General features: G+C 35.6%; 24 protein-coding genes and 1 pseudogene. 17 read left to right on the forward strand and 8 right to left on the reverse strand.

Features of this window, described 5'->3' with window-relative positions; all coding sequences use genetic code 11:
* Position 1 precedes the first annotated feature (1 nt).
* The 16 genes and pseudogenes from R9X47_RS18390 to feoB all read left to right on the forward strand — a co-directional run bounded on the left by R9X47_RS18390 (position 2) and on the right by feoB (position 19,467).
* Complete coding sequence (locus R9X47_RS18390; protein ID WP_432662488.1) at positions 2-847, forward strand: 3-hydroxybutyryl-CoA dehydrogenase; 846 nt, start codon at positions 2-4, stop codon at positions 845-847.
* Positions 848-934: 87 nt separating this feature from the next.
* Positions 935-2,113, forward strand: a complete 1,179-nt coding sequence (locus R9X47_RS18395) for an acetyl-CoA C-acetyltransferase (RefSeq protein ID WP_432667654.1) — start codon at positions 935-937, stop codon at positions 2,111-2,113.
* 153 nt (positions 2,114-2,266) lie between these two features.
* Positions 2,267-2,683, forward strand: a complete 417-nt coding sequence (locus R9X47_RS18400; RefSeq protein WP_432662489.1) for a MaoC family dehydratase — start codon at positions 2,267-2,269, stop codon at positions 2,681-2,683.
* A gap of 259 nt (positions 2,684-2,942) precedes the next feature.
* Positions 2,943-4,082, forward strand: a complete 1,140-nt coding sequence (locus R9X47_RS18405) for an acyl-CoA dehydrogenase (protein ID WP_432662490.1) — start codon at positions 2,943-2,945, stop codon at positions 4,080-4,082.
* Positions 4,083-4,095: 13 nt separating this feature from the next.
* A complete protein-coding gene (locus tag R9X47_RS18410; protein WP_432662491.1) occupies positions 4,096-4,878 on the forward strand; it encodes an electron transfer flavoprotein subunit beta in 783 nt (260 codons plus the stop codon).
* A 25-nt stretch (positions 4,879-4,903) separates the two neighbouring features.
* Positions 4,904-5,914 (forward strand): electron transfer flavoprotein subunit alpha/FixB family protein, encoded by a 1,011-nt coding sequence (locus R9X47_RS18415; protein ID WP_432662492.1) that lies wholly within the window; start codon positions 4,904-4,906, stop codon positions 5,912-5,914.
* Positions 5,915-5,996: 82 nt separating this feature from the next.
* On the forward strand, positions 5,997-6,650 hold the full coding sequence (atoD, locus tag R9X47_RS18420) for an acetate CoA-transferase subunit alpha (RefSeq protein WP_432662493.1): 654 nt from the start codon (positions 5,997-5,999) through the stop codon (positions 6,648-6,650).
* The gene (locus R9X47_RS18425; RefSeq protein WP_432662494.1) at positions 6,650-7,309 is read left to right on the forward strand and encodes a 3-oxoacid CoA-transferase subunit B; all 660 of its coding nucleotides are present in this window, start codon (positions 6,650-6,652) and stop codon (positions 7,307-7,309) included. Before atoD ends, R9X47_RS18425 begins: the two co-directional genes overlap by 1 nt.
* 290 nt (positions 7,310-7,599) lie before the next feature.
* Entirely contained in the window at positions 7,600-8,952 is a 1,353-nt protein-coding gene (locus R9X47_RS18430; protein ID WP_432662495.1) for a short-chain fatty acid transporter, read from the forward strand.
* 292 nt (positions 8,953-9,244) lie between these two features.
* Positions 9,245-9,406 (forward strand): hypothetical protein, encoded by a 162-nt coding sequence (locus R9X47_RS18435; RefSeq protein WP_432662496.1) that lies wholly within the window; start codon positions 9,245-9,247, stop codon positions 9,404-9,406.
* Positions 9,407-9,628: 222 nt separating this feature from the next.
* On the forward strand, positions 9,629-11,350 hold the full coding sequence (locus R9X47_RS18440) for a sigma 54-interacting transcriptional regulator (protein ID WP_432662497.1): 1,722 nt from the start codon (positions 9,629-9,631) through the stop codon (positions 11,348-11,350).
* A 479-nt stretch (positions 11,351-11,829) separates the two neighbouring features.
* On the forward strand, positions 11,830-13,386 hold the full coding sequence (locus R9X47_RS18445; RefSeq protein WP_432662498.1) for an acyl CoA:acetate/3-ketoacid CoA transferase: 1,557 nt from the start codon (positions 11,830-11,832) through the stop codon (positions 13,384-13,386).
* 114 nt (positions 13,387-13,500) lie between these two features.
* Positions 13,501-14,871 (forward strand): GntP family permease, encoded by a 1,371-nt coding sequence (locus R9X47_RS18450; protein ID WP_432662499.1) that lies wholly within the window; start codon positions 13,501-13,503, stop codon positions 14,869-14,871.
* A gap of 140 nt (positions 14,872-15,011) precedes the next feature.
* Positions 15,012-16,793, forward strand: coding sequence for a methyl-accepting chemotaxis protein (locus R9X47_RS18455; protein ID WP_432662500.1), 1,782 nt, complete (start codon positions 15,012-15,014; stop codon positions 16,791-16,793).
* Positions 16,794-17,018: 225 nt separating this feature from the next.
* Positions 17,019-17,246, forward strand: coding sequence for a FeoA family protein (locus R9X47_RS18460; protein WP_432662501.1), 228 nt, complete (start codon positions 17,019-17,021; stop codon positions 17,244-17,246).
* Between the two features lie 42 nt (positions 17,247-17,288).
* A pseudogene (feoB, locus tag R9X47_RS18465) lies at positions 17,289-19,467 on the forward strand (ferrous iron transport protein B).
* Between the two features lie 134 nt (positions 19,468-19,601).
* Here the strand turns inward: feoB and R9X47_RS18470 are convergent.
* From R9X47_RS18470 to R9X47_RS18505, 8 genes are all read right to left on the reverse strand, one after another.
* Positions 19,602-20,015: a metal-dependent transcriptional regulator gene (locus R9X47_RS18470; RefSeq protein ID WP_432662502.1), complete on the reverse strand. Its 414-nt coding sequence runs from the start codon at positions 20,013-20,015 to the stop codon at positions 19,602-19,604.
* Between the two features lie 288 nt (positions 20,016-20,303).
* A complete protein-coding gene (locus R9X47_RS18475) occupies positions 20,304-20,435 on the reverse strand; it encodes a hypothetical protein (protein WP_432662503.1) in 132 nt (43 codons plus the stop codon).
* Between the two features lie 1,060 nt (positions 20,436-21,495).
* The gene (locus R9X47_RS18480) at positions 21,496-21,627 is read right to left on the reverse strand and encodes a hypothetical protein (protein ID WP_432662504.1); all 132 of its coding nucleotides are present in this window, start codon (positions 21,625-21,627) and stop codon (positions 21,496-21,498) included.
* A 795-nt stretch (positions 21,628-22,422) separates the two neighbouring features.
* Entirely contained in the window at positions 22,423-22,551 is a 129-nt protein-coding gene (locus tag R9X47_RS18485) for a hypothetical protein (protein WP_432662505.1), read from the reverse strand.
* A 684-nt stretch (positions 22,552-23,235) separates the two neighbouring features.
* Complete coding sequence (locus tag R9X47_RS18490) at positions 23,236-23,358, reverse strand: hypothetical protein (RefSeq protein WP_432662506.1); 123 nt, start codon at positions 23,356-23,358, stop codon at positions 23,236-23,238.
* 630 nt (positions 23,359-23,988) lie between these two features.
* Positions 23,989-24,117, reverse strand: coding sequence for a hypothetical protein (locus R9X47_RS18495; RefSeq protein WP_432662507.1), 129 nt, complete (start codon positions 24,115-24,117; stop codon positions 23,989-23,991).
* 229 nt (positions 24,118-24,346) lie between these two features.
* Positions 24,347-24,469 carry a hypothetical protein gene (locus tag R9X47_RS18500; RefSeq protein WP_432662508.1) on the reverse strand — a complete coding sequence of 41 codons (123 nt, stop codon included), beginning with the start codon at positions 24,467-24,469 and terminating at the stop codon, positions 24,347-24,349.
* A 347-nt stretch (positions 24,470-24,816) separates the two neighbouring features.
* On the reverse strand, positions 24,817-25,065 hold the full coding sequence (locus R9X47_RS18505) for a hypothetical protein (protein WP_432662509.1): 249 nt from the start codon (positions 25,063-25,065) through the stop codon (positions 24,817-24,819).
* Positions 25,066-25,314: 249 nt separating this feature from the next.
* Between R9X47_RS18505 and R9X47_RS18510 the strand changes: the two genes are divergently transcribed.
* Positions 25,315-26,184: a hypothetical protein gene (locus tag R9X47_RS18510; protein WP_432662510.1), complete on the forward strand. Its 870-nt coding sequence runs from the start codon at positions 25,315-25,317 to the stop codon at positions 26,182-26,184.
* Positions 26,185-26,315: the final 131 nt, after the last annotated feature.

Consider the following 26,315-nt stretch of genomic DNA (forward strand, 5'->3'; position numbering starts at 1 on the left):
AATGAAGATATTTGTTTTAGGCGCAGGAACAATGGGCTCTGGTATCGTTCAAGCCTTTGCTCAATCAGGATATGAAGTAATAATGAGAGATATTGAAGAAAAATTTGTTGAAAGAGGAATAGGAATAATAACAAAGAACCTAGACAGAAGTGTTAAGAAAGAAAAAATAACTGAAGAAAAGAAAAATGAAATACTAGCTAGAATTACTCCAACTACAGATATGGGCTTAGCAAAGGATGCGGATCTTGTAGTAGAAGCAGCAATCGAAAATATGGAAATCAAGAAGAAAATATTCGCTGAGCTAGATAAAATCTGTAAAGAGGAAGCAATACTAGCTACAAATACTTCATCCCTTTCAATAACTGAGATTGCAACTGCAACTAACAGACCTGACAGAGTTATAGGAATGCATTTCTTCAATCCTGTTCCAGTGATGAAGCTGGTAGAGGTTATCAATGGAATAGCTACTTCCGACGAAACAAAGGAAACTGTTATGGAACTTAGCAAAAATGTAGGAAAGACTCCAGTTGTAGTTGAAGAAGCTCCAGGTTTTGTAGTAAATAGAATACTTATTCCTATGATAAACGAAGCAATTGGAATATTAGCCGATGGCGTAGCAAGTGCTGAGGATATAGATGCAGCAATGAAGTTAGGTGCAAATCATCCTATAGGGCCTTTAGCATTGGCTGATTTGATAGGAAATGATGTAAACTTAGCTATTATGGAAGTATTATACGAAGAATTTGGTGATTCTAAGTATAGACCACATCCACTTTTAAGAAAGATGGTTAGAGGTGGATTATTAGGTAGAAAAACTGGTAAAGGTTTTTATGACTACTCAAAATAGAAACTCATAGATACTGAGTACCATTGTTTTGATCGGATTTTCTCCGAAAAAATACCCAAATAAAAAATTATGGAGGTTGGAAAATTGATGAAAGAAGTTGTTATAGCTAGTGCTGTAAGAACACCGATTGGTAGTTTTAATGGATCTTTAGCGAAGGTGTCTCCGGCTAAGCTTGGAGAAGTAGCTATTGTTGAGGCTCTAAAGAGAGCTAATCTTGATCCGAAAAATGTTGATGAAGTTTATATGGGCTGTATTATACAAACAGCTCAAGGGCAAGGGATTGCAAGACAGGCGTCTGTAAATGCTGGAATACCTGTAGAGGCTCCTGCAACAACAATTAACATGCTTTGCGGTTCGGGACTTAAGTGTGTATCCTTAGCTGTTCAATCTATTCTATTAGGTGACAACGATATAGTAGTAGCTGGTGGAGTAGAAAGCATGAGCAATGCACCATATGCCCTTACTAAAGCAAGATGGGGAGAAAGAATGGGCCATGGTGAAATGATTGATACAATGATTAAAGATGCTTTAACCGATGCCTTCCATGATTATCATATGGGTATAACAGCTGAAAACATAGCTGAAAAGTGGGGAATAACAAGAGAAGAACAAGATGAGTTTGCCTTAAGAAGTCAGCAAAGAGCAACAAAAGCAAAGGCAGAGGGTAGATTTGATGATGAAATAGTACCGGTTACTATCCCTCAAAGAAAAGGTGACCCTGTAATATTTGATAAAGACGAATACATCAAAGAAAATGCTTCTATGGAGAAATTAGGTAAGTTAAGAACTGCCTTCAAAAAAGATGGTACAGTTACTGCAGGAAATGCATCAGGAATCAATGATGGATCTGCAGCATTAGTAATTATGAGCAAGGAAAAGGCTGATGAATTAGGAATAGAGCCTCTTTGTACAGTAGTATCATATGCTTCTGCTGGTGTAGATCCTAGCATTATGGGAATAGGACCAGTACCAGCATCAAACAAAGCATTAGAAAAGGCTGGGCTAAAGGTAGAAGACTTAGACTTAATCGAGGCTAACGAAGCATTTGCAGCACAATCAATAGCAGTTGCTAGGGATTTGGGATTGGATATAGAAAAAGTTAACGTAAATGGTGGAGCTATAGCTTTAGGTCATCCAGTTGGAGCAAGTGGAGCTAGAATCCTAATTACATTAATATATGAAATGATGAAGAGAGATGCAAAGCATGGTCTAGCTACTTTATGTATAGGTGGCGGTATGGGCGAAGCTGTTATCGTTAAGAGATAGTAGTCCATCCTTAAAAACATATAAAATTGTATGAAAAAGGCTTTCGACCTAGAAAGCAGAGGCGGGAGACCATAGTAATATAAACTTGTTTAAAGTTGAGAATCAACCAAAGGTTCTCTTCTTTAAACTGGTCAAAAAGGGGAGGCAAATCGGATGAAGGGTAAAACCATAAAAGAAATAAAAATCGGAGATAAGGCCTTTTTTCAGAAGACCATTACAGAGACAGATGTATATCTATATGCAGGGATAACAGGAGATATAAATCCAGCCCACATCAACCATGAAGTATCAAAGGATACGATGTTTAAAGGCAGAATTGCCCATGGTATGTTAACGGCAGGACTTGTTTCTGCAGTATTAGGGGTACATTTACCGGGCCCAGGGACTATCTATTTAGCACAGGAGCTTAAATTTACTGCACCAGTAAAATTTGGAGATACCATTAAAGCTGAAGTAGAAGTCATTGAGAGAGTTGAAGAAAAGAACAGAATAAAGTTAAGTACAATCTGTACTAACCAAAATGGAGAAACTGTTCTAAAGGGTGTTGCTACGGTAATGCCACCGAAGTAGACTATAAGATAGCTCTGTTTTAAATTAAGCTATTATAGGGGTTTAAAGCAGGGCTGACATCTAGGACAAAAAGGTTAATTAATTAACAAACGAAGTGTAATAAGATATAATATTACATGTAGTCAACCAACTTAAAAGCTTAAGTAAGTTTTCATGTTGGATAACAATAATTTAGAATGCATTTGATAGGTTAATATACCTAGATGATTTATGTATTTCTATAATGTTAAAATACCACTGTTAGAGGAGGAAAAAGAGTATGGATTTTCGTATTCCAAAGGAGCATGAAATGCTTAGACAAATGTACAGGGAATTTACTGAAAATGAAGTAAAACCAATAGCTGAAGAAGTTGATGAAAAGGAAATGTTCCCTGTAGAAACAGTAAAAAAATTAGCTAGATATGGACTATTAGGTATACCATTTCCAAAGGAATATGGTGGACAAGGTGGAGATAATTTAGGCTATGCAATGGCTGTAGAAGAATTATCAAAGGCTTGTGCAACTACAGGAGTTATAGTATCAGCTCATACTTCACTTTGTGCAGCTCCTATATATGAATTTGGTACAGAAGAGCAAAAGCAAAAGTATTTAGTTCCCCTTGCAAAGGGAGAAAAGCTTGGAGCTTTCGGTTTAACAGAGCCTAATGCAGGTACAGATGCTGCAGGTCAGCAAACAAAGGCAGTTTTAGATGGAGATCATTACATCTTAAATGGTTCAAAGATATTCATCACTAATGCTGGATATGCAGACATATATATCGTAATGGCTATGACAGATAAGAGCAAAGGTGTTAAGGGAATATCAGCTTTCATAGTTGAAAAGGATTATGAAGGATTTAGTATAGGTAAGAAGGAAGCAAAATTAGGTATAAAGGGTTCTGCTACATGCGAGCTTATATTTGAAAACGTTAAGGTTCCAAAGGAAAACCTACTTGGAAGAGAAGGTAAAGGATTCGGTATTGCTATGAAGACCCTAGATGGTGGTCGTATAGGAATAGCAGCTCAAGCCCTTGGAATAGCTCAAGGATCTATAGATGAAACAGTAAAATACGTAAAAGAGAGAAAGCAGTTTGGAAGAGCAATAGCTAAATTCCAAAATACTCAGTTCATGCTTGCAGATATGCAAACTAAGACAGATGCTTCAAGACTGTTAGTATATAGAGCAGCAAGAGCTAAGGACAATAAGCAGCGTTACAGCGGAGATGCAGCTATGGCTAAGCTATTTGCAGCAGAAACAGCAATGGAAGTTACAACTAAGGCGGTTCAATTACACGGTGGATATGGTTATACAAGAGAATATCCAGTTGAAAGAATGATGAGAGACGCTAAAATAACAGAAATATATGAAGGTACTTCTGAAGTTCAAAAAATGGTTATAGCAGGAAGTATGCTAAGATAAGGAGGCTTTGGAAATGAAAATAGTTGTTTGTATTAAACAAGTTCCAGATACTACAGAGGTTAGATTAGACCCAAAGACAGGAACGCTTATAAGAGATGGAGTTCCAAGTATCATAAATCCAGATGATAAGAGTGGCTTAGAAGCAGCACTGCAATTAAAAGATGAAATCGGAGCTGAGGTTACTGTTCTTACAATGGGACCACCTCAAGCAGAAAAAGCACTTAGAGAAGCACTAGCAATGGGAGCTGACAAAGCTATTTTACTAAGCGACAGAGCCTTTGCAGGAGCAGACACATGGGCAACTTCTTCAACTCTTGCAGCAGCAATAAGAAAATTAGAATTCGACTTAATCGTAGCTGGAAGACAAGCTATAGATGGAGATACTGCTCAAGTTGGATCTCAGATAGCAGAGCATTTAGAAATTCCTCAAGTGAGCTACGTTGGTGGACTTGAGCTTAAGGAAGAAAGTGTAATATTAAAAAGAGTATTCGAAGACGGATATCATAAGATAAAGGTAAAAATGCCTTGCTTAATCACTACATTAAGTGAGATGAATCAACCAAGATACATGTCAGTTGGCGGTGTATTCGATGCCTTTAGAGAAAAGGAAATAATCAAGTGGTCTTTAGCTGACATAGAAGTAGATACAGCTAACATAGGTTTAAAGGGTTCCCCAACTAAGGTTAAGAAGTCATTTACAAAGGGAGCTAAATCTGCTGGTAAGGTGTATGAAGTAGAGCCTAAGGAAGCAGCACAAATAATCGTACAAAAACTACAAGAGAAGTATATCATATAATAGATTGATTTAAGGAGGGAGTACCTTGAATATTTCAGAATATAAAGGCGTTTTCGTATTCGTAGAGCAAAGAGAAGGAGACGTTCAAAGAGTTTCTTTAGAGCTTATCGGAAAAGGTAAAGAGATTGCCGAAAAGTTAGGTGAAACTGTTACAGCAGTAATATTAGGTAATAACATCGAAAGTAAGACAAACATGCTAATTCATAACGGTGCAGATGAAGTTATATACGTTGATGACGAAGCATTAGATATATACATGACAGAGCCATATACAAAGGCACTTACACAAATAATAAATGAAAGAAAACCAGAGATATTCTTAATCGGTGCAACTGCTATAGGTAGAGACTTAGCACCTAGAGTTTCAGCTAGAGTTCATACAGGTCTTACCGCAGACTGTACTTCACTAGATATAGATGAAGAAACAAGAGGCCTATTAATGACAAGACCTGCCTTTGGTGGGAACATAATGGCTACAATCATTTGTCCTGACCATAGACCTCAGATGTCTACAGTTAGACCCGGGGTTATGCAGTTATTTGAGATGGATGAAAACAGAACAGGTAAAATAGAAGAAGTTAAAGTAGCTTTTACTAAAGAAGACATGAACGTTGAAGTACTTGAAATAGTTAAGGAAACAAAGCAAAAGATTAACATTGAAGAAGCTAACGTATTAATTTCAGGTGGTAGAGGTATAGGAAAACCTGAGAACTTTGAAATACTAAAGGAGCTAGCTGCTGGACTTGACGGTCAAGTATCTGCATCCCGTGCGGTAGTTGACGCTGGATGGATCGACAGAGATCATCAAGTAGGACAAACTGGTAAAACAGTTAGACCTGATTTATACGTAGCTTGTGGTATATCTGGAGCTATCCAGCATTTAGCTGGTATGGAGGAGTCTGATTTCATAATAGCTATCAACAAGGATGCCAGTGCACCAATATTTGAAACAGCAGATGTAGGAATAGTAGGAGACATAAATAAAGTAGTGCCAGCTTTAATAGAAGAGCTTGAGGCTGCTAAAGAATCTAAATAATATAAAGGCTATAAACTATCAACCTCTTGACCTTTGTCAAGGGGTTGGTCCTTTGATAAACATTAATATGGGGGTGAATATAATGAACAAACATATAGCTATTGAAGAAGCTATCGGTCATATCAAAGATGGTATGACAATAATGGTGGGTGGTTTCTTAGGAGTAGGTAGTCCCCACCAGGTTATCGATGCATTAGTAAAGAAGGGTACTAAGGATCTGACACTAATAGTAAATGACACTTGTTTTCCTGACTATGGAGTGGGCAAGTTAATAGTAAACAAGCAAATCAAAAAGGTTATTACTTCCCACATAGGAACAAATAAAGAGACTGGAAGACAGATGCAAGAGGGAGAAATTGAAGTAGTATTAGTACCACAGGGAACACTGGCTGAAAGAGTTAGAGCTGGCGGTGCAGGTCTTGGTGGAATACTGACTAGAACTGGAGTAGGAACCTTAGTAGAAGATGGTAAGAGAAAGATTGAGATCGATGGAAAAGAATATCTCTTAGAATTACCACTTAGAGCCGACGTAGCCTTAATTGGAGGTTCTAAGGTAGATAAAAAAGGAAATGTTTACTACAAAAAATCTACAATAAACTTCAATCCAGCTATGGCTACAGCAGCCGATGTAGTAATAGTAGAAGCGGAAGAATTAGTTGAAGTTGGAGAAATAGATCCAAATGAAGTAATGACTCCTAATATTTTTGTTGATTACATTGTAGGAGGCGAAGAGTAATGGATAAAAACCAAATTAAAGAGATAATAGCTAAAAGAGTAGCAAAGGAACTTAAGAATGGGGATGTAGTAAATTTAGGAATTGGATTACCTACAATGGTTGCCAATTATATACCTGAGGATATAGATGTTACACTACAGTCAGAAAATGGCTTTGTTGGACTTGGAGTTGCAGCCGAGGCTGGAAAGGAAGACAAGGATTTAATAAATGCAGGAGGCGTTGCTGTTACGATTAATCCTGGTGGAGCCTTCTTTGATAGTGTTACATCCTTCGGAATAATAAGAGGCGGACATGTTAATGCAACGGTTCTAGGAGCACTACAGGTTGATGAAAATGGAAATCTAGCTAACTGGATGATACCTGGCAAATTGGTTCCTGGTATGGGGGGAGCTATGGATTTAGTTACTGGTGCTAAAAAAGTAATAGTAGCCATGACCCATACAGCAAAGGGTAAGCCAAAGATTTTTAAACAATGTAATATTCCATTAACTGCTGTAGGAGTAGTTGATCTAATAGTTACAGAAATGGGTGTTATTGAGGTAACAGATAAGGGGCTGGTTTTAACTGAAATAGGACCTGGAGTAACTGTAGAAGAAGTAGTGGCAGCAACGGAAGCAGAATTAATGATATCAGAAAACTTAAAAGAAATGGACTTATAAATATAACTGATACATAAACTATAGAGATTATATAAAAGCTTTGCAGTTAGCTATCGGCAACTAGCTTAATAAAGCCATCAGGGGTATAGGGATACGGGTGTCGTTAAAATAAAATGTATATTAAGAGACCTTAGCCATGTCACTTTTTATATACGTAAATATATAGAGGTTTCATTTTGCAATGTTCAGCAATTTGAAGCCATCAATTTTGACCTTTATTTTTCAATATTTTCAAAGCCCTATACCCTAAAATGGACACCCAAAAAATTTAATAAACAGGGGGTAGAGTCATGTTTAGAAGCTTTACAAAAGGTTGTGTTGCACTTGTACAAAAGTATTTGCCAGATCCTTTTCTATTTGCAGTAATACTTACACTTATCGTATTTGGACTGGGAATTATTTGTACAGGACAGGGACCAATGGACATGGTGCTTCACTGGAGCGGAGGATTTTGGAAGCTACTAGCCTTTTCTATGCAAATGGCACTAGTATTAGTAACAGGCCATGCATTGGCAAATGCACCAATAATACAAAAAGGACTTAAAAAACTCGCAAGTATACCAAAAACACCAGGTCAGGCCATAATAGCAGTAACGTTAGTTGAGGCTATAGCTGCATGGATCAACTGGGGATTTGGTCTTGTAATAGGGGCGTTATATGCAAGGGAATTAGCTAAACAGATTAAAAAAGTAGATTATAGACTATTGATCGCTGCAGGTTACTCAGGATTTATAGTCTGGCATTCGGGGTTATCGGGTTCCATACCGCTAAAGCTTGCTACAACTGGAGCCGATTTAGCTACAGCAACAGGGGGAGCAGTAACGGACGTTATAGGAACAAACGCAACAATTTTTTCAAGCTTTAACATAATTATATTCTTGGTAATACTAATTACATTACCGCTTTTAAATAAAGCGATGCATCCAAAGGGTAAGGATGTAGTGTCAATAGATCCTGAACTATTGGTAAATGATGATGAAACAGCATCAACTAAAGCAAAAGTAATGACTCCAGCAGATAAAATCGAAAATAGTCCTATAGTTTCAGTTCTCATAGGGGTTATGGGATTTATATACATATTTTATTACTTCGGTAAAAATGGATTTAAATTAAACCTAAATATAGTTAACTTTATGTTCCTATTCGCGGGCATTATACTTCACTGGACTCCTAGAAGGTTCCTAGATGCAGTTACTAATGCGGCAAAGGGAACTGCGGGAATAATACTACAATTCCCATTCTATGCTGGGATAATGGGTATGATGACTGGAATGGGCGCCGGTGGACTTTCCCTAGCAGGAGCTATGTCAAACTGGTTTGTAAGTATCTCTACTGAAACAACCTTCCCACTATTTTCATTTCTGAGTGCAGGACTTGTAAACTTTTTCGTACCATCCGGTGGAGGACAGTGGGCAGTGCAAGCACCTATAATGATGCCAGCCGGTGCAGAGTTAGGTGTACCAGCTGCTAAGACTGCAATGGCAATAGCATGGGGAGATGCATGGACAAATCTGATTCAACCATTCTGGGCACTTCCTGCATTGGGAATAGCAGGTCTTGGTGCTAGAGATATAATGGGATTCTGTGTAATAGACTTGATTTATACAGGGATAATAATATCAATTGGATTGATGTTCCTATAGGATGAAGCATAGAATTCTAAAAGAACATATATGGTTAATAGGATAATGAATAAAACTAAATGAATAAAGTGATTATGGCTAATAGCAAATTGCTGATAACTTATAGGTTACAGCAACTCAAAATGAGAATCCAAAACAAGAGGATTCTCTTTTTGCTTCTCTTAAAACTGTATGTTATAATTTTAACGATGTTTTAATGGTTTTAAGATAAGTAATATAGATATAGACAAGCATTATATGTATAATGTTTGTGAATATAGTAATTCATTATATCCTGAAAGGGGGAGCGTAAATGAAAGATTCATTCAAAGGAATAATTGTTGGATTCCTATCATATATGGTGGTTTCAACGATATTTGCGTTATTAAATATTGATTTCCTACCATACGCAATAATTATAGTTATAGTTGTAGTACTTTATGAAGCGTGGAAATGGTACAGAAAACGAAAATAACTAAGACAGACGACTTTTCTACAAAATCGTCTGTCTATTCCATTAAAACAACACCATAGTCTAACAGAGTCTAATTTTTCATAAGAGATTAAATCTTTGTATGGGTAATCTATATTTATAACTTCCAACGCATATTTACCATTAAATAAAATTTGTGATAATATAATAGTAATGTAGTACCAAGTGGAATAATATACATATATCTTTAAAAGAGGTGTAAAAATGAAATATACCGATGAATACTTTGCGGCCATTATCAAGAATATGACAGACGCAATAATAGGAATAGATGAGCATGGAAATATTAACATGCTTAATAAGCTTGCCGGAGAATTGCTTGAGCTTAAGCATGATTATGCTATAGGTAAGAAAATAAACGATATTATTCCAAATAGTAAACTTATAAGGGTTGTAGAGACAAAACAACCAGAGATTAACCAAAACTTTTACAGGGGAGGAAGGCAATTTACTGTTACTAGACTCCCAATAATAAAGAACAATGAAGCCCAAGGAGCTATTGCCTTATTCCATGATGTAACGGACTATAAGAAATTGAGTAAGAAGCTTGATGAGGATGAAGTATATATCGATATATTAAATACAATTTTAGATACCTTTAATGAATGGATCGTAGTTGTAGACAAAGATGGAATAATTACAATGATGAGTAAAGCCTACAAGGAGTTTATTGGTGATCTAAACCCTGAGGGAAAACATGTAACTGAAGTAATTGAAAATACTAGAATGCACATAGTAGTTAAGACAGGGATAATGGAAGTAGGGGAAATACAGCAGGTAAAGGAAAGTAGAATGATCGCCATGCGTATACCCTTTAAGAAGGATGGACGAGTAATCGGAGCAGTAGGAAAGACCATGTTCAAGGATGTAAGTGATCTAGTGACTCTCAGCAGTAAAATAAGTAAGCTTGAGAAAGAGATAGGATACTATAAAAACGAATTGGACGACAAGAGGGTTGCTAAATATTCCTTTGAAAACCTCGTTGGTGATAGTCAGAGTATGAATGGCGTTATGGCCTTGGCACGAAAAGCCGCAAAGACCAATTCAAATGTACTTGTATTGGGAGAGAGTGGTACAGGAAAGGAACTTTTTGCCCATGCAATACACAATGCCAGCAAAAGAAATTTAGGTCCCTTTGTAAAGATCAATTGTGCGGCGATACCGGGAGAGCTATTAGAGTCTGAATTATTCGGTTATGAAGAAGGAGCCTTCACAGGAGCAAAGAAGGGCGGAAAAAAAGGAAAGTTTGAACTAGCTAATGGAGGAACCATTTTACTTGATGAGATAGGGGACATGCCTATGACCATGCAGGCTAAGCTGCTGCGTGTACTTCAGGAGAAGGAAGTAGAGCGATTAGGCGGAAATTCCTTAAGGAATATCGATGTTAGAATAATAGCATCCACCAATAAAGACCTTGAAAGGCTTGTAAAACAAAACAAATTTAGGGAAGACCTTTTTTATAGATTAAACGTTATGGTAATTAAACTACCACCTCTCAGAGAAAGAAAGGAAGATATAGAGGCCCTTGCCAATGAACTTAAGGCAAAGATAGCCGCTAAGTTGGGAGTATACGTTGAAGGAATATCCCAGGATGCCATAGATTATTTAAAAAGTTATGACTGGCCTGGAAATATTAGAGAATTGGAAAATGTTATAGAGAGATCCATCAATCTATTAGACACAGACTTAATAATAAAACCAAAACACCTGCCACCTAGATTGACCAGAAAAAAGACAAAGACATATCTTATGGGTAATAAGAATTTAAAAAGTATTATTGAAGAAGTAGAAAAGGAAGTAATTGAGGAATGTCTTAAAAAAACAAAAGGAAATAAGAATAGAACTGCAAAGATACTTGGAATCAGTAGGGTAGGTCTTTATAAAAAAATAGAAAGATATGAGCTAGATAGTTATAAATCTGACTAGATTTAAGTAGTGGCTTTCAAAAGTGTATAAAAAAAATATATGTAAACAAAATGTACACTAATTGGCATATGCCCTTTTACAACATTTTAAGACATTACAAGACAGAGTTATGAGAATGTAAACTTTATTTACATTTTTAACCTTGGTTTTTATTATATTTTTTAGTTAAAAATAACAAAGGCTAAGGAGAAGAATAGGAGATATAAAAAAATAAGACTGAGATATTTAATACAAATTTTATTTATTGAATATATATTAAGTCCCTGGCATAAATGCTGTATGTCAGGGATTTAATACTGCAAATTATAGATGAAATTACATGTGATATTGAAGCTTATTCCTGCGTATCTCTAAATTTATCCGGTTGTTTGTTAATAAAATAACAACAAGAAAGAAGCTTGGCACGCTAATTGCTATTAATAATATATGACTTTAAAGATATAGATAATTAATTAACAATAGATTAGGGAGGTTGAAAAATGCGTGTCAAAGTATTGAGTGCAGAAGAAGCCGTAAAGTTAATTCCCGATGATGCAACAGTTGCTACAGGAGGATTCGTTGGTATCGGAGTGCCCGAGGAAGTAGAAATCGCATTGGAAAAGCGATTTAACGAAACAGGAAGTCCGAAAAATCTTACTCTTGTATATGCTGCTGGACAAGGTGATGGTAAGGATAGGGGACTAAATCATTTAGGATATGAAGGTCTAGTAAGGAGAATAATCGGAGGTCACTGGGGACTTGCGCCAAAGCTTCAAAAGTTGGCTCTTGAAAACAAGGTTGAGGCCTATAACCTTCCACAGGGAGTTATTGCTCACTTATTTAGAGATATCGCAGCAGGTAAACCAGGAACGATTACGAGAGTTGGATTAAAGACATTTATAGACCCAAGACTTGAGGGTGGAAAGATAAATGATATTACTAAGAACGATATAGTAAAGCTTATAGAGCTTGAAGGAAAAGAATATTTATTTTATAAAGCACTTCCAATAGACGTGGCCCTGCTTAGGGGAACCTATGCAGATGAAAATGGAAATATTTCTATGGAAGAAGAGGCAGTTACTTTAGAAGCATTATCAATAGCTGCTGCATGTAAAAATTCAGGCGGTAAAGTAATTGTACAGGTTAAAAAGGTAGTAAAGACAGGATCATTAGATCCAAAGCTTATTAAGATACCAGGAATATATGTGGATACTGTTGTAGTGGCAGAAAAGGAAGAAAACCATATGCAAACCTATGGAGATCAATATAATTCATCTTTTTGTGGTAATACCATAGTACCAATAGACACTACAAAACCTGTTCCTTTAAACGAGAGAAAGATTATAGCCAGAAGAGGTGCCATGGAGCTTATACCAAATGCAATAGTCAATCTTGGAATAGGTGTACCAGAAGTAATCTCCATGGTGGCAAACGAAGAAGGCGTTGGAGAAGAGATGATTCTTACAGTTGAGTCGGGACCTATTGGTGGAGTTCCTGCTGGAGGAATGAACTTTGGAGCCTCAACAAATCCGGAGGCCATACTTGATCAACCATATCAGTTTGACTTCTATGACGGGGGAGGACTTGATATAGCATTCCTTGGATTGGCCCAGTGTGACAAGAAAGGAAATATTAACGTTTCTAAATTTGGACCTAAGATTGCAGGATGTGGCGGATTTATTAATATAACTCAAAATGCCAAGAAGGTAGTATATTGTGGAAGCTTTACTGCTGGAGGATTAAAGGTTAAGGCAGCAGATGGAAAGCTTACTATTGAAAAAGAAGGTAAGGTTAAGAAGTTTTTAAAGGAGGTTGAGCAAATCACATTTAGCGGTGATTATGCCATAGAAAATGATACTCCTATTATATACATAACAGAGAGAGCGGTCTTTGAGCTTTCAAAAGAAGGACTAGTTCTAAAGGAAATTGCTCCAGGAGTAGATCTTGAAAAGGATATTTTAGATTTAATGGACTTTAAACCAATTATATCAGAGGAATTAAAAGAAATGGACTCTAGAATATTTAAGGAAGAATCAATGGGATTAACCATTGCGTAGCATCTGTAACATGTTCATCTTTTACGTATTTTAGGGCAGGTGACATCATATTTTGCATCTGACCCTTTAGCAATAATAAATAATCAAAAACGATAAGGAGAAAGGGGTTAAATCATGTTAGGTGTTATTGGTATTATTATTTCATTAGGCTTGCTTATGTACTTAGCCTACAGAGGTATAACAGTTCTTATTTTGGCACCACTTTTAGCAATGTTTGCAGTATTACTGTCGGGGGATTTACCTTTACTGGCAAGTTACACAGAAATATTCATGAAAAACTTTGCAGGCTATGCTAAAGCATACTTCCCGCTGTTCTTGCTTGGAGCCATATTCGGTAAGGTTATGGATGCTTCAGGAGCAGCGAAGGCAATAGCCCACTTTATAGCTGAAAAGCTTGGAAAAGACAAAGCAATCTTAGCAGTTGTTTTATCCTGTGGTATATTGACCTATGGAGGAGTTTCACTATTCGTTGTTGCCTTTGCAGTTTATCCAGTAGCTGCAGCATTATTTAGAGAAGGTAACGTTCCAAAAAGATTTATCCCGGCTTCAATTGCCCTTGGGTCATTTACATTCACAATGACTGCTCTGCCAGGTACACCACAGATTCAGAATGCGATTCCTATGCCATTCTTTGGTACTACTGCATATGCAGCTCCAATCCTTGGACTTATAGGTGCAGCAGTTATGTTTGGAGGAGGTGTATGGTGGCTTAACAAGAGATCTAGAAAAGCCATGGCTGCTGGAGAAGGCTATGGAAATCATAAAGAAGTAATCAAAGAGTTTGATCTAGACAAGCTACCAAGCTTTGCAGCCGCATTAACTCCGATAATTATAGTACTTGTACTTAACTACATACTTGGTAAATACTACTTTGCAAACATGGATGGTTCATTCCTAGAAGAGTTTGGAACTACACTTGCAAAGGTTAAGGGGATATGGAGTATAATAGTTTCCCTTGTAGTATCAATAATAGCAGCATTAATTCTATTCCGTAAGAATATTGAAGATATGAAGGATACTGTAAACCAAGGTGCTTATGGTTCATTATTAGCCATAATCAATACGGCATCAGAGGTTGGATACGGGAACGTTATTAAGTCATTGGGAGCATTTGCCTTAGTAAAGGCAGCTATACTTGCAATCCCTGGGACACCACTTATCTCTCTGGCGGCGTCAACTAGTATACTTGCTGGTATCACTGGCTCTGCTTCCGGTGGTATGAGTATTGCCCTTGGTGCATTAGGTGATATATACATGCAAAAAGCTATTGCCCTTGGAATAAACCCAGAGGCATTCCATAGAATAGCTGCAATGGCTTGTGGAGGACTTGATTCACTTCCACATAATGGTGCAGTTATAACATTATTAGGTATAACTGGACTTACCCATAAGGAATCATATGCTGATATTGGTATGTGTACAGTTGTAATACCACTTATTGCTACTGCTGTTGCAATTGTTGCAGCAACCTTCGGCATAGTTTAGTTGATGGATATTTATAATGAAAATAGCTTCAGGCAAATCCTAGGATTTGTCTGGAGTTTTATTAGGTTTTGGGTTGACGAGGGATTTTATAGTATAAATGGAGCTACTAATACTCAGGGGTATAGAGGAGGAGAATATATATGCTAAAGAAAAAATCTATAAAAAAAGGTTCAACGGGTAATATTAGTATGTCTATTAAGGCTAAAATGATAATTGCTGCTTGTCTGCTGCTAATTATCCCCAATTTGATCATTGGATTAGTATGCTATAACACAGCTAGAAATGAGCTAGATAAGAGGGGAAAGATACTATTAAAAAATGGTGTTAAGATGGCCCATATGCTCATAGATGCGAAACAGAAAGAAGTAGAGAAAGGGGTATTAACTCTTGAAGAAGCCCAAGAACAGGTTAAGGTTTATTTACTTGGCGAAAGGAATGCTGATGGAACCAGACCTATAAACAGAGATGTAGATCTTGGGGAAAATGGACATTTCATTATATATAACAAAGCGGGAGTGGAGGTTGCCCATCCAAGAATAGAAGGAAAAAATGTAATGGAAGCCGTTGATAAAGCCGATAAAGACTTCTATCTTGTTAAGGATCAAATTGAGAAGGCCGTGAATGGTGGCGGTTATACATATTATTCATGGAATCTACCGGACTCAGAAACTATAGAACAGAAGATTACCTATTCAGAAATAGAACCTAACTGGGACTGGATTGTTATTGCTGGGTCCTTCATGAGTGATTATAATAAAGGAGCCCATCAAATTTTGGTGATTGGTTCAATGATTATGGTTATTACATTTGTTGTAGGAATGATTCTAATAGCACTATTTGCTAGGCACATATCTAATCCAATAATTAATATTACTGGAGCTATAAGGGAAGTTGCCGATGGTAATTTAGACATCGATGAATTAAAGGTCAAAAACAATGATGAGACTGGTATTTTGGCCGATTCCTTTAATATGATGGTAAAAAACATTAATAATCTGGTTGGAACAGTAAAGAACTCCTTTGGGGATGTGCTTCAGGCTTCAACCTCTCTTAGCGAGATAACTGAGCAAACAGCTGCTGCTACCGAGGAAGTAGCTAGATCCATAGAGGGCATAGCTAAGGGAACAGCTACACAGGCCAAGGATGCAGAAGAGGGTAACGTAAAGATAAACGATTTAGCCGAAAAAATGGAGATGGTTGCTGAGTCGACCAATCATATGAATGACATATCCAATGAAACCGGAGGACTTAGTGATAAAGGTCTTGATGCAGTAACCGTCTTGTTTGAAAAATCTGAGGAAAGAAATGAATCCAGCGTAAAGGTTGGACAATTGGTTGCTAAGGTCGATCACAGTACTCAGGAAATAGGGGTCATAACAGACACAATTGGGCAAATAGCTGAACAAACCAATCTTCTTGCTTTAAATGCGGCAATAGAAGCAGCCAGAGCAGGCGAGCACGGTAAAGGATTTGCAGTAGTGGCCGATGAAGTAAGGAAATTAGCAGAACAATCATCCGGTGCAGCTAAGGAGATAAAGGAATTAATTGATGGTATACAAAGCCAATCGCAGATGGCTGTCAGCGCAATGGATGAAGCAAAGCTTATGGCGGATGACCAAGAAAAGGCCGTAATAGAAACGAGGGAAGTCTTTAATGAAATATCTTCTTCTGTAAAAAATCTAATCCATAAAGTTGTTGAAATAAAGCAATTCATAGACAATATGTCAAGCAACAAGGATGAGATTGTGGGGATAATACAAAACTTCTCTGCTGTATCAGAGGAAACGTCTGCAGCTACACAACAGGTTTCTGCATCGACAGAGGAGCAGCTGGCATCGATGGAAGAAGTCTCTGCCCATGGACATGACCTAAAGGTACTTGCGGAAAAACTTGCAGAAGCAGTAGATAAATTTAAAATATAAATAGAATATATCTGGATGTCTCAGAATGGTGAAATTCTGAAACACCTTGGGGCTGTGCTCATGAGAAGCCTTTATGAGCCAGCCCCTTTTGTGTTTTTTTGAAAAAAATTGTAACTACTTATAACTATAATACATAATATGGAATTACGAAAAAATATTAGCCTAGGTTAATTTTATTATGGGTCATACGGTTAATTTACTCTGTTAATAAAGGAGGAAAGAAAAATGTTACTTTCGAATATAGAGGCAGGCTCTAGGGTTAAAGTAGTTTCGCTGCAATCAACAGGACTATCAAGACGTAGAATGATGGATTTAGGTTTAATTCCAGATGCTGAAATTGAGGTATTGAGACATAGTCCCCTTGGAGACCCAACTGCGTATGGAATCAGAGGAGCACAGATAGCCTTAAGATCAGAAGAGGCTAAACAGATAGTTGTAGAACTGATTAAGTAAGAAGTTCTAAGCACTTAAAATTAATATCTGGAGGTGAATAAGTTGGGATTAACATGTGAGTCGTGTGGTAGAGGTGTGCTCAAGAAAAAATTCAATCTAAAATGCGGTGAGGAATTTGTAATAGCCTTAGCTGGGAATCCAAATGTAGGTAAGAGTACGGTGTTCAATGAATTGACGGGGCTAAAGCAGCATACGGGAAACTGGCCTGGTAAAACTGTTGTAAATGCAAGGGGAAATTATAAATATAAAGACATGAAATTTATATTAATGGATTTACCGGGAACCTATTCTTTGTTGGCAAACTCAGTTGAAGAACAGGTAGCAAGAGACTTCATTTGTTTTGGAAAGCCCCATGCTACAGTAGTTGTAGTTGACGCAACTTGCCTAGAAAGAAACCTAAACCTTGTGCTTCAGGTTATGGAGCTTACAGATAATGTAATAGTATGTGTAAATCTAATAGATGAGGCAGAGCGAAAGGGGATATTCATTGACATCAATGCCCTAGAGAAGGAACTGGGAGTGCCTGTTGTAGCAACGGTAGCTAGGGAAGGTATAGGCTTAGAAGAGCTGAAGAGAAGAATTTTAAATGTAGCGGTAGGTATAGAAAGCCCTAGAGCAAAACAGATATCATATTCAAAATCAGTTAAAGAGGCAGTAGATAAAATCACCCCGGAAATCGACGCAGTCTTAAATGGTAAGCTTGACTCAAGATGGGTCGCCTTAAGATTAATAGATGGCGATAAAACCATAGTGGATTCAATCTATGAACACATATATGACAAAAAGCTATTGGAGATTGAAGGGGAGGAGGTAATGGCAAATGCCTAATAAGAATCTAGGTGAGTTTGACAATCTGATAAAATTGTCAGAGTCGGTGCAGGTGGCCAATAATATCGGTCTCAGAGATAATATAGTTAGGGATATATATACGACGGCAGAAGAAATAGCAAAGAAAGTAGTAACTAAAAAGAGTCAACGAAAGATTAACTTTGATAAGAAGATTGATGATCTGATCACCTCAAGGATACTGGGATATCCCATTATGATCCTGCTACTAGGAGTAGTATTCTGGCTCACGATTACAGGAGCAAATTATCCTTCTGGAATGCTGGCGAGTTTCTTTTTCTGGTTGGAAGATAAGATAACTTATATCTTTATGAATGCAGGTGCTCCTGAGTGGCTCCATGGAATATTGGTGTTAGGTATGTATAGAACTCTAGCATGGGTTGTATCGGTTATGCTGCCTCCAATGGCAATATTTTTCCCTATATTTACACTACTAGAGGATTTAGGATATTTGCCAAGGGTAGCTTTTAATCTTGACAGATTATTCAAGATGGCTGGAGCCCATGGAAAACAGTCCCTAACAATGAGTATGGGGTTTGGCTGCAATGCAGCAGGAGTAATTGCATGTAGGATAATTGACTCACCTAGGGAAAGATTAATTGCAGCTATAACAAATAATTTTGTCCCCTGTAATGGACGATTTCCGACCTTGATAGCACTATCTACAATATTTGTTGGAGGCCTAGTTGCAAGTCAATACAGTACCTTAGTAGCATCCTTCTTTGTAACCTTTTTAGTAATTTTAGGTATAACAATAACCCTAATTGTATCCTGGGCACTCTCTAAGACTATGCTAAAGGGTGTACCATCATCATTTACATTGGAGCTTCCTCCTTATAGAAAACCTAAGATAGGAAGAATTCTTTATACATCTTTGATTGACAGAACCATATTTGTCTTAGGGCGAGCGGTGGTTGTTGCAGCACCTGCTGGTTTAGCCATTTGGGTTTTAGCAAATATTACGATTGGTGATATGAGTATCTTAAATCACCTAGCTGCATTTTTAGATCCATTTGCAAGGGCCATAGGATTAGATGGTTTTATATTGATGGCATTTATAATTGGAATGCCGGCAAATGAAATAGTTGTGCCTATAATAATAATGAGCTATATGTCAAAGGGAGCTATGCTTGAATTAGAAAGCCTAGCAGAAATGAAGGAGCTATTCATAGCTAATGGATGGACCTTCTTAACAGCCCTAAACGTAATGCTGTTTTCCTTGCTTCACTTTCCATGCGGAACTACACTCTGGACTATACGGAAAGAAACTGGAAGCGTAAAATGGACCCTATTTTCAGCCCTGATGCCAACGGCCATAGCAATAACAGTGTGCTTTATAGTAGCTCAGGGGGCTCGATTGCTAGGATTGGTATAGAAATGTATTGTGAAAAATGAATATCTAATCTAGAAGCGGTCACAGAACCTTCTCTACTATTACTTATTTTGTAGTGAGTGATCTGTGACCGTTTCTAATGATTAATTTTCACATAATATTATTAGACTGTTATTCTAGCTACTAGATTTCTTATACTCCATAAATCTTGTGAGAACATCTTCATTATCCTTTAAGAAAGTCGATAGAGTTTTAAAAGTTTCTACCGTCGAAGGACTTAGATAATGTTCCATTGCTTCAGCTTCATCCTCGGGGTCACAATTACTATCTATGATTATTAAAAACTCCTGTAGAATGTCATTTCTCTTAACTAAAGACTTCCCTAGTTCCTTGCCTTTGTTAGTAAGTGTTATTCCTTTGTACTTTTCATATATAACATAATTGTCGTTATCTAACTTCTTAAGAGCTTTAACAACGGAAGGTGAGGATACACCCAGTTTTGACGCCAAATCCCTTATTTTGAATGGTTTATTTTTAATATCGAGCTTATATAGTTCCTCTAAATAGTCCTCCAAGCTGGGAGACAACATTTTAACACCTCCTATATTTAAATAGTATTATAGTTTGAAAATTTTAAAACTATAAATTACTAATTTTTAAGAACCAAATGAAAGTCATGAGGTGTGCAATCTGTTCAAATAAGGAAAAAAATAAAATTCATCAAAAGTTGATATCTCAAAAATGTAAAAAGACCTTAAATTTAACAGCATCAATGTGCACACTAAATAAAGGTCTTCGTACATATTTATATTAAGAGGAGGAATACTTATTTCCTATTTTATTCAACATTTTTCTAAGGTCGGATATACCAGTAGAACTTAGAGGTTTTGAGGGCGATTAAGCTCCTGATTTTGCTCTAAGAAGTCATAGGTATTAGAGTCCGATTCCTTCTCGCTCTTATCAAGTAAAAAATATATTATTATTATCATTATTACCATCATAACTTCCATTATATCACCACCAAAATATTTCCGTTTCCTTAGTTATTATTATAACATGGAATTAATACAAAAATTGTAATGTAATGGAATTGTAAACTGATTGTAACTTATGTAAAGGACAAAGCCTAATATTTGTGAAAATTTCACTATATGAGGGGTCTGTGGTCCTAATACTTAAGTATTATGTATAGCATAATTAATAAAAACCTAGGGATATTTAAGTCCTTTCTTTTGATTAGATTTATTTTTGTGATAAAAGCTCAGAGATATCGAACCCATTCGATTTGATCAGATTTTTCTTGGAGAAATCACCTCAAAAAAATAAGTTGATTTTTTTCCTCAACTTATTCTTTTAAACTCAAATATGAAATTCCCCTATCTAAAAAAATCCCCGTATTCATAAAATTGCTTTAGTGGTAAGGATTGCTTGGATATTTACAGGTACACTTATCGTCTACGCAAATAAGATCTCCGACTAATATAAGGAGTAACAAAAATAAAATTAATCTGCTTTCCTGAATCACATAAGCCATCAACTACACCTCCAACAAGAATAAAAAGGTTACCATAATTTTATATTATTCTAGGTGGAGCAAAATTGTGATAAATAAATTTAAAATTATATAGGGTTTATATAGTAAAACTTAGTTTATACGTGCACAAATACTCAATGTTTCGGGGAGTTTTGAATGTGTATAAATTAATAGTTTTACTGGAATCTCTATAAATAGGTGATTAAGCATTTATATTATCACCATCCATAGTCGTAGCAAGGTCCACAGTTAAAGAAGATTATAAAAATAACAATCAATATGATTAAGTATGGGGGATTAAAGTGACAACCATAGCCATATGGTCCTCTTGGCATCCTACTTCACCTCCTATAGCAAAACCAAAAATTCTGAGTTAATAATATAATATTCAAAGGATTATAAAACGTGATATATATATAACAAAAACCCAGAGGCATCAATCCCTTTTGTTATTGTTATATTATTTCTACAGTATATAAAAATAACATTAAAAAAAGCTGAGGAGAATCCTCAGCTTTTACATATCATATTTTATTTTAGTAAAAATCTCCGCCACATAAGCAATCCCCAACAAGGATTATTAATAGTAGGAAAAGAATTAAGTTGTTCATTCCGAAGAAACTAGGTGCTCCACCACACCCAGGACCACAACCACCGTAACCAGGCATATATTTCCCTCCTTCTGAATGGATTATCAAGTTTCCTTGACTTACTTATATAATATTCTATAGATATGTCAAGTGTGTCACTATAAAATATATTTTATAGCACATATGGAAATTTTAAAAATAATTCCCATATGTGCTTAGGGAAAATCTTCTTTTAAATGTTTAGAGTATTAAACTAAGAAGATTCTATTATAAATGTTTAGTCAAATTGAAGTTTATATTTTAGTAGTAAGAAGGACCGCAGAGACAGTCTCCTACTAGGATTATTAGTAATAGGAAAAGAATTAAATTGTTAACCTTAGGAAAATAAGGTACTCCACAACCACAACCAGCCATATATTTCCCTCCTTTTAAATATATTATCAAGCTTTCTTGACTCATTAACATAATATTCTAGAGACATGTTAAGCGTGTCAATAAATAATATATTTTATTTGATCTAAACTTTATATTTTAGTAGTAAGAAGGACCACAGAGACAGTCACCTACTAGGATTATTAATAGTAGGAAAAGAATTAAGTTGTTAATACGAATAGGGATATAAGGTGTATTACAACCACAACCAGCCATACATTTCACTCCTTCTGAATATATTACTAAGCTTCCTTAGCTCATTAATATAATATTCTTGAGACATACTAAGCGTGTCAATATATATAATATATTTGTATATTTTTATTGGAAATTTCTATATAAAAAATCAGAGACACTAGGCCTCTGATTTTTAATCTGTTTTTTTATTAAAAGGAAAAACTGAGGAAAATTCCTCAGCTTTTATATCTTAAATGATATTTCTTAGTAGCCGTAACCGCCACTACATAAACAGTCACCAACTAAGATGATTAACAATAAGAAAAGAATTAAATTGTTAACACGAGGATAATAAGGTACTCCGCAACCACAGCCGCCACCGAATCCAGGCATATATTTCCCTCCTCTTCAATGTATTATAGAGCTCTTCTAGCTCATTAACATAATATTCTATAATCATGTTAGGCGTGCTACTAATAAATATTTATCTATAGATAAACAACATTAAGATTCAAAATAAATTTAAGAGAAAATATAGAAAAACTCAAGAACATCGAGTTCTTTCGGTTTTGGTCAGATTTCTCTTCGAGAAATGACCTCAATGAAAGCTTTTACATTTTTTCTTTGAAATTTATTAAACCTCAAAGTTGCTTATCTTTAAATTAAATCTTAGATTTAGTAGCCGTAACCACCGCCGCATAGACAGTCACCAACTAAGATTATTAATAATAGGAAAAGAATTAAATTATTAACTTTAGGATAATAAGGTACTCCGCAACCACAACCAGCCATGAATTTCCCTCCTTCTAAATATATTATAGAGCTCTCTTAGCTCATTAACATATTATTCGAGGTGGGTGTCAAGCGTGTCAATTTTATAGTACATTCTATATAAAAAAATTAAAGTTATTTCGAACCTTAAAGTCTTTATGTAAATTAACATAATAAAAGGGCTAACCCATAGAATGATCTATGAGTTTAGCCCCAAAGCGTTTCGGAAGAAATGAAGATCAAGGTTTTTGAAGTTTCAATAACCTAGGAATTCGCTATTTTAATACGTCAATTTAAATCTTAGAATTAGTAGTTATAACCGCCGCATAGACAGTCTCCTACTAAGATTATTAATAATAGGAATAATATTAAGTTGTTAAGCCTAAAAGGATAAGGTTGTTCACAACTACCACAATAACCACCAGGCATATATTTTCCCTCCTAAATCAATATAGTAGCCTTAAAATCTTTATCAAAGACTTTATAAAGATGATAAAATAGAGGGCTATCTCACAAAGACATCATATGAGCTCAGCCCCAGGGTATCTCAGAAGTTAGTAATTCTGAGTACTATCATCTAAATCTTAAAATTAGTAGTCATAACCACCACAGAGACAGTCACCAACTAAGATTATTAACAACAAGAATAGTATTAAGTTGTTAAGTCCAAAATATTGAGGTCCATAACCAGGCATATACTTTCGCTCCTTTATGAATTTTTAAGACTCCCACTTCTATAAGTGAAGATTCTGCTTTCATCCTTCAGGTTTAGTAGAGTAGTTATTTGAAATGTCAATACTTACATTTGCTAAACTAGTTTACTGAAAGATTCAGCTATTCAAGCCTAATAGCATAATATTCACGATAAATCTGAAATGTGACAATATATCTCGTATTATTCGTAAGAAAGTTTTATAAGATATATAGAGCTCATACATTAATAGTTTTACTTGAATCTCTATATAAAAAGGGGCTAACCCATAAAAAACTCTATGAGTTTAGCCCCAAATGGATGTTTCAGAAATTCGTCACTCCGAGACATACCTTAAATCTTATATGTTAATAATAATTTCCGCCGCAGAGACAATCTCCTACGAGAATTATTAATAATAAGAAAAGAATTAGGTTGTTGCCACCGAAGAAACCACCGCCATAGCCACCACCGTAACCTCCAAAGATACCAGGCATATTTTACCCTCCTCAACTAATTACTAAGCTTTCTTAGCTCACTAGTATATTATTCAAAAATGAGGCTAAGTGTGAATATATACGTAAAAAAAACTGGACATTTGGATTTTTTTTGTGATCTCAATAAAATAAACTGAGGAAATCCTCAGTTTATCAATTACAATTTTAAAAATAATATAGATTTTTATTTTTCTAAAACAAACTTATTATATTTTAAAGTTTTTCACAATTAGCATGGTTTACAAGAGTCAACACAGAGGCAATCTCCTACTAGGATGATTAACAGTAGGAAAAGGATTAAGTTGTTAAAACCAAAGAAACCACCACGACCTTTATTATATACATCAGTCATAGACTAGACCTCCTTTTAAATATTAGTATTTCATAAATTAACCGAACAATCTTGATTTAAGAAAATGGTATAGAGTGTTTCTAATTTCTATTATAAGTAAATGGATTTATTTAGATCCGATATTAATCAGATAACAGCTCTAATAACTAGCATTTCTTACAATAATCATTTGCGCAAAGACAATCTCCTAATAATATGATAAGTAATAGGAATAGTATCAAATTGTTTAATCCAAAATAACCTTCGCCCATATTAGCACCTCCTGCTGCCGTTTAAGCAGATTTTGTTAGCTCAATATATTCTATTCTGTTTCGTACAAATATGTGACTTGATAAAGGCAATTTTTATTAATTATTTTTTAACATCTCTATAAGTTTATCAAGCTTCTTTTGTTGTTTTTCATTAAGGAAACCTCTAATTTTATCCATAGTTTTAATCTGTCTTCTAAATTCTTCATCACTCATATTAGATCTGATTTTTTTTACCTCATCTATAAGATCTGATTGGGTTTTATCCTTATGCATTTCTCCAAAGTCGCCAAGCAGATTTCTAAGATTATTTGATTTTTCTTGATTTCTTTTTCTGTCTTTTCTCATATAAAAACCTCCAATTGAATAAGATTAATTATATAGAAATGCATCAAATTTACATTCGTATTTTGTACAACCAAAGTTTTAAAGAATTCGAATATAAAATATTTACAGCGATTTCTATAATAGGTTATCTTTATAATATCCATAATATGCGTAACAAAAAGAAACGTTCACGCATATTATAAAATTATGATTAGATATGTAGAATGCACTTAAACTTACTGTGATTTATGTATTTGGGGGAGTGTTTATATGGCAGAACTATTCGATTTGCGTCCGGAAGAGAACGTAAAAAATAACGAAGAAAAGGGAAATAGCCTACTTGATTTGGGCGATAATTTGTTACTGCCTATAATAGCTGTGTTTTTAATTGGAGCAAATAATTCAAACTTTCCCGCAGTAGATAATATAAAAAAAGTAGCGAAGGAATTAATAAGCATACCCTTTAATATCGATTTATCACCACAAGATGTTGAGGTAATGCAGAATGCCGTAAATACAGTAAGCCCATATATGAATCCTGATAATTTAGTTATGTTAGATAAATTTTCTACATTTCTTTCGGCAATGCTTAAAATTACCGCTGTAAAGGAGCTAAATAACAATATGGCTAGAAATTCATCCGATGGTTCTAGTGAACCTTTAAACTTTAAAAATCAAAGGCAGAAAGCTTTACATATGATTGGTGCCCTTGAGCAGTATATGGATGAGCCAACTAAAAAAAATATGGAAGGCTTAAAAAGTACCTTAAGTATTTTAGATAAATTTCAGGAAACAACCAATGCTTTGAGTGAAAAGAGAAAGAACGGTGGAAACCTTGATATAAGGGATATGATACAACTTATAAGACCTATAATAGGCGGAGGAAATTTTCCCGAGGCTGAAAAGATTGATAATATGATCAGAATGGTTCAAATAATGTCAGCATTAGAGGCCGACGGAGGGCTAGATGGCGGCGGTCCAGATAGCGATGATGGTCCAGTTGGTGGTAGTGCCAGTCCTAGTGTTGCTCCTAGTCTCAGTGATAGTGGTAGTGATGAATCAGATGATGAAGACGATGACGATGGAGCATTCTTTGAATTTGTGATCGATCGATATGATGATGAAGACGATGATGAATAGTGATACAAGATTTATGTCATTACCTTGAAGAATTTAGACACATAAAAAAGACCATACTACTATGTAATGTGGTCTTTTTTCGCATAATAAAAATCTGACCAAAACAAAGGGGTTCGATGCCCCTAAGTCTT

Origin of the sequence: Wukongibacter baidiensis (genome assembly GCF_050888315.1) — a bacterium.
In the GTDB taxonomy this organism is placed as follows: Bacteria; Bacillota; Clostridia; order Peptostreptococcales; family Caminicellaceae; genus Wukongibacter; species Wukongibacter baidiensis.

What these genes read in the sequence shown, in the direction of transcription:
- R9X47_RS18435 (WP_432662496.1), top strand. Translation starts at nt 9,245, where the DNA reads ATGAAAGATTCATTCAAAGGAATAATTGTTGGATTCCTATCATATATG.
- R9X47_RS18485 (WP_432662505.1), bottom strand. Translation starts at nt 22,551, where the DNA reads ATGCCTGGATTCGGTGGCGGCTGTGGTTGCGGAGTACCTTATTATCCT.
- R9X47_RS18475 (WP_432662503.1), bottom strand. Translation starts at nt 20,435, where the DNA reads ATGGAAGTTATGATGGTAATAATGATAATAATAATATATTTTTTACTT.
- R9X47_RS18455 (WP_432662500.1), top strand. Translation starts at nt 15,012, where the DNA reads ATGCTAAAGAAAAAATCTATAAAAAAAGGTTCAACGGGTAATATTAGT.
- R9X47_RS18440 (WP_432662497.1), top strand. Translation starts at nt 9,629, where the DNA reads ATGAAATATACCGATGAATACTTTGCGGCCATTATCAAGAATATGACA.
- R9X47_RS18410 (WP_432662491.1), top strand. Translation starts at nt 4,096, where the DNA reads ATGAAAATAGTTGTTTGTATTAAACAAGTTCCAGATACTACAGAGGTT.
- R9X47_RS18490 (WP_432662506.1), bottom strand. Translation starts at nt 23,358, where the DNA reads ATGCCTGGTGGTTATTGTGGTAGTTGTGAACAACCTTATCCTTTTAGG.
- R9X47_RS18470 (WP_432662502.1), bottom strand. Translation starts at nt 20,015, where the DNA reads ATGTTGTCTCCCAGCTTGGAGGACTATTTAGAGGAACTATATAAGCTC.
- R9X47_RS18505 (WP_432662509.1), bottom strand. Translation starts at nt 25,065, where the DNA reads ATGAGAAAAGACAGAAAAAGAAATCAAGAAAAATCAAATAATCTTAGA.
- R9X47_RS18495 (WP_432662507.1), bottom strand. Translation starts at nt 24,117, where the DNA reads ATGCCTGGTATCTTTGGAGGTTACGGTGGTGGCTATGGCGGTGGTTTC.
- R9X47_RS18450 (WP_432662499.1), top strand. Translation starts at nt 13,501, where the DNA reads ATGTTAGGTGTTATTGGTATTATTATTTCATTAGGCTTGCTTATGTAC.
- R9X47_RS18395 (WP_432667654.1), top strand. Translation starts at nt 935, where the DNA reads ATGAAAGAAGTTGTTATAGCTAGTGCTGTAAGAACACCGATTGGTAGT.
- R9X47_RS18460 (WP_432662501.1), top strand. Translation starts at nt 17,019, where the DNA reads ATGTTACTTTCGAATATAGAGGCAGGCTCTAGGGTTAAAGTAGTTTCG.
- R9X47_RS18500 (WP_432662508.1), bottom strand. Translation starts at nt 24,469, where the DNA reads ATGACTGATGTATATAATAAAGGTCGTGGTGGTTTCTTTGGTTTTAAC.
- R9X47_RS18425 (WP_432662494.1), top strand. Translation starts at nt 6,650, where the DNA reads ATGGATAAAAACCAAATTAAAGAGATAATAGCTAAAAGAGTAGCAAAG.
- atoD (WP_432662493.1), top strand. Translation starts at nt 5,997, where the DNA reads ATGAACAAACATATAGCTATTGAAGAAGCTATCGGTCATATCAAAGAT.
- R9X47_RS18390 (WP_432662488.1), top strand. Translation starts at nt 2, where the DNA reads ATGAAGATATTTGTTTTAGGCGCAGGAACAATGGGCTCTGGTATCGTT.
- R9X47_RS18510 (WP_432662510.1), top strand. Translation starts at nt 25,315, where the DNA reads ATGGCAGAACTATTCGATTTGCGTCCGGAAGAGAACGTAAAAAATAAC.
- R9X47_RS18430 (WP_432662495.1), top strand. Translation starts at nt 7,600, where the DNA reads ATGTTTAGAAGCTTTACAAAAGGTTGTGTTGCACTTGTACAAAAGTAT.
- R9X47_RS18405 (WP_432662490.1), top strand. Translation starts at nt 2,943, where the DNA reads ATGGATTTTCGTATTCCAAAGGAGCATGAAATGCTTAGACAAATGTAC.
- R9X47_RS18480 (WP_432662504.1), bottom strand. Translation starts at nt 21,627, where the DNA reads ATGCCTGGTTACGGTGGTTGTGGTCCTGGGTGTGGTGGAGCACCTAGT.
- R9X47_RS18445 (WP_432662498.1), top strand. Translation starts at nt 11,830, where the DNA reads ATGCGTGTCAAAGTATTGAGTGCAGAAGAAGCCGTAAAGTTAATTCCC.
- R9X47_RS18400 (WP_432662489.1), top strand. Translation starts at nt 2,267, where the DNA reads ATGAAGGGTAAAACCATAAAAGAAATAAAAATCGGAGATAAGGCCTTT.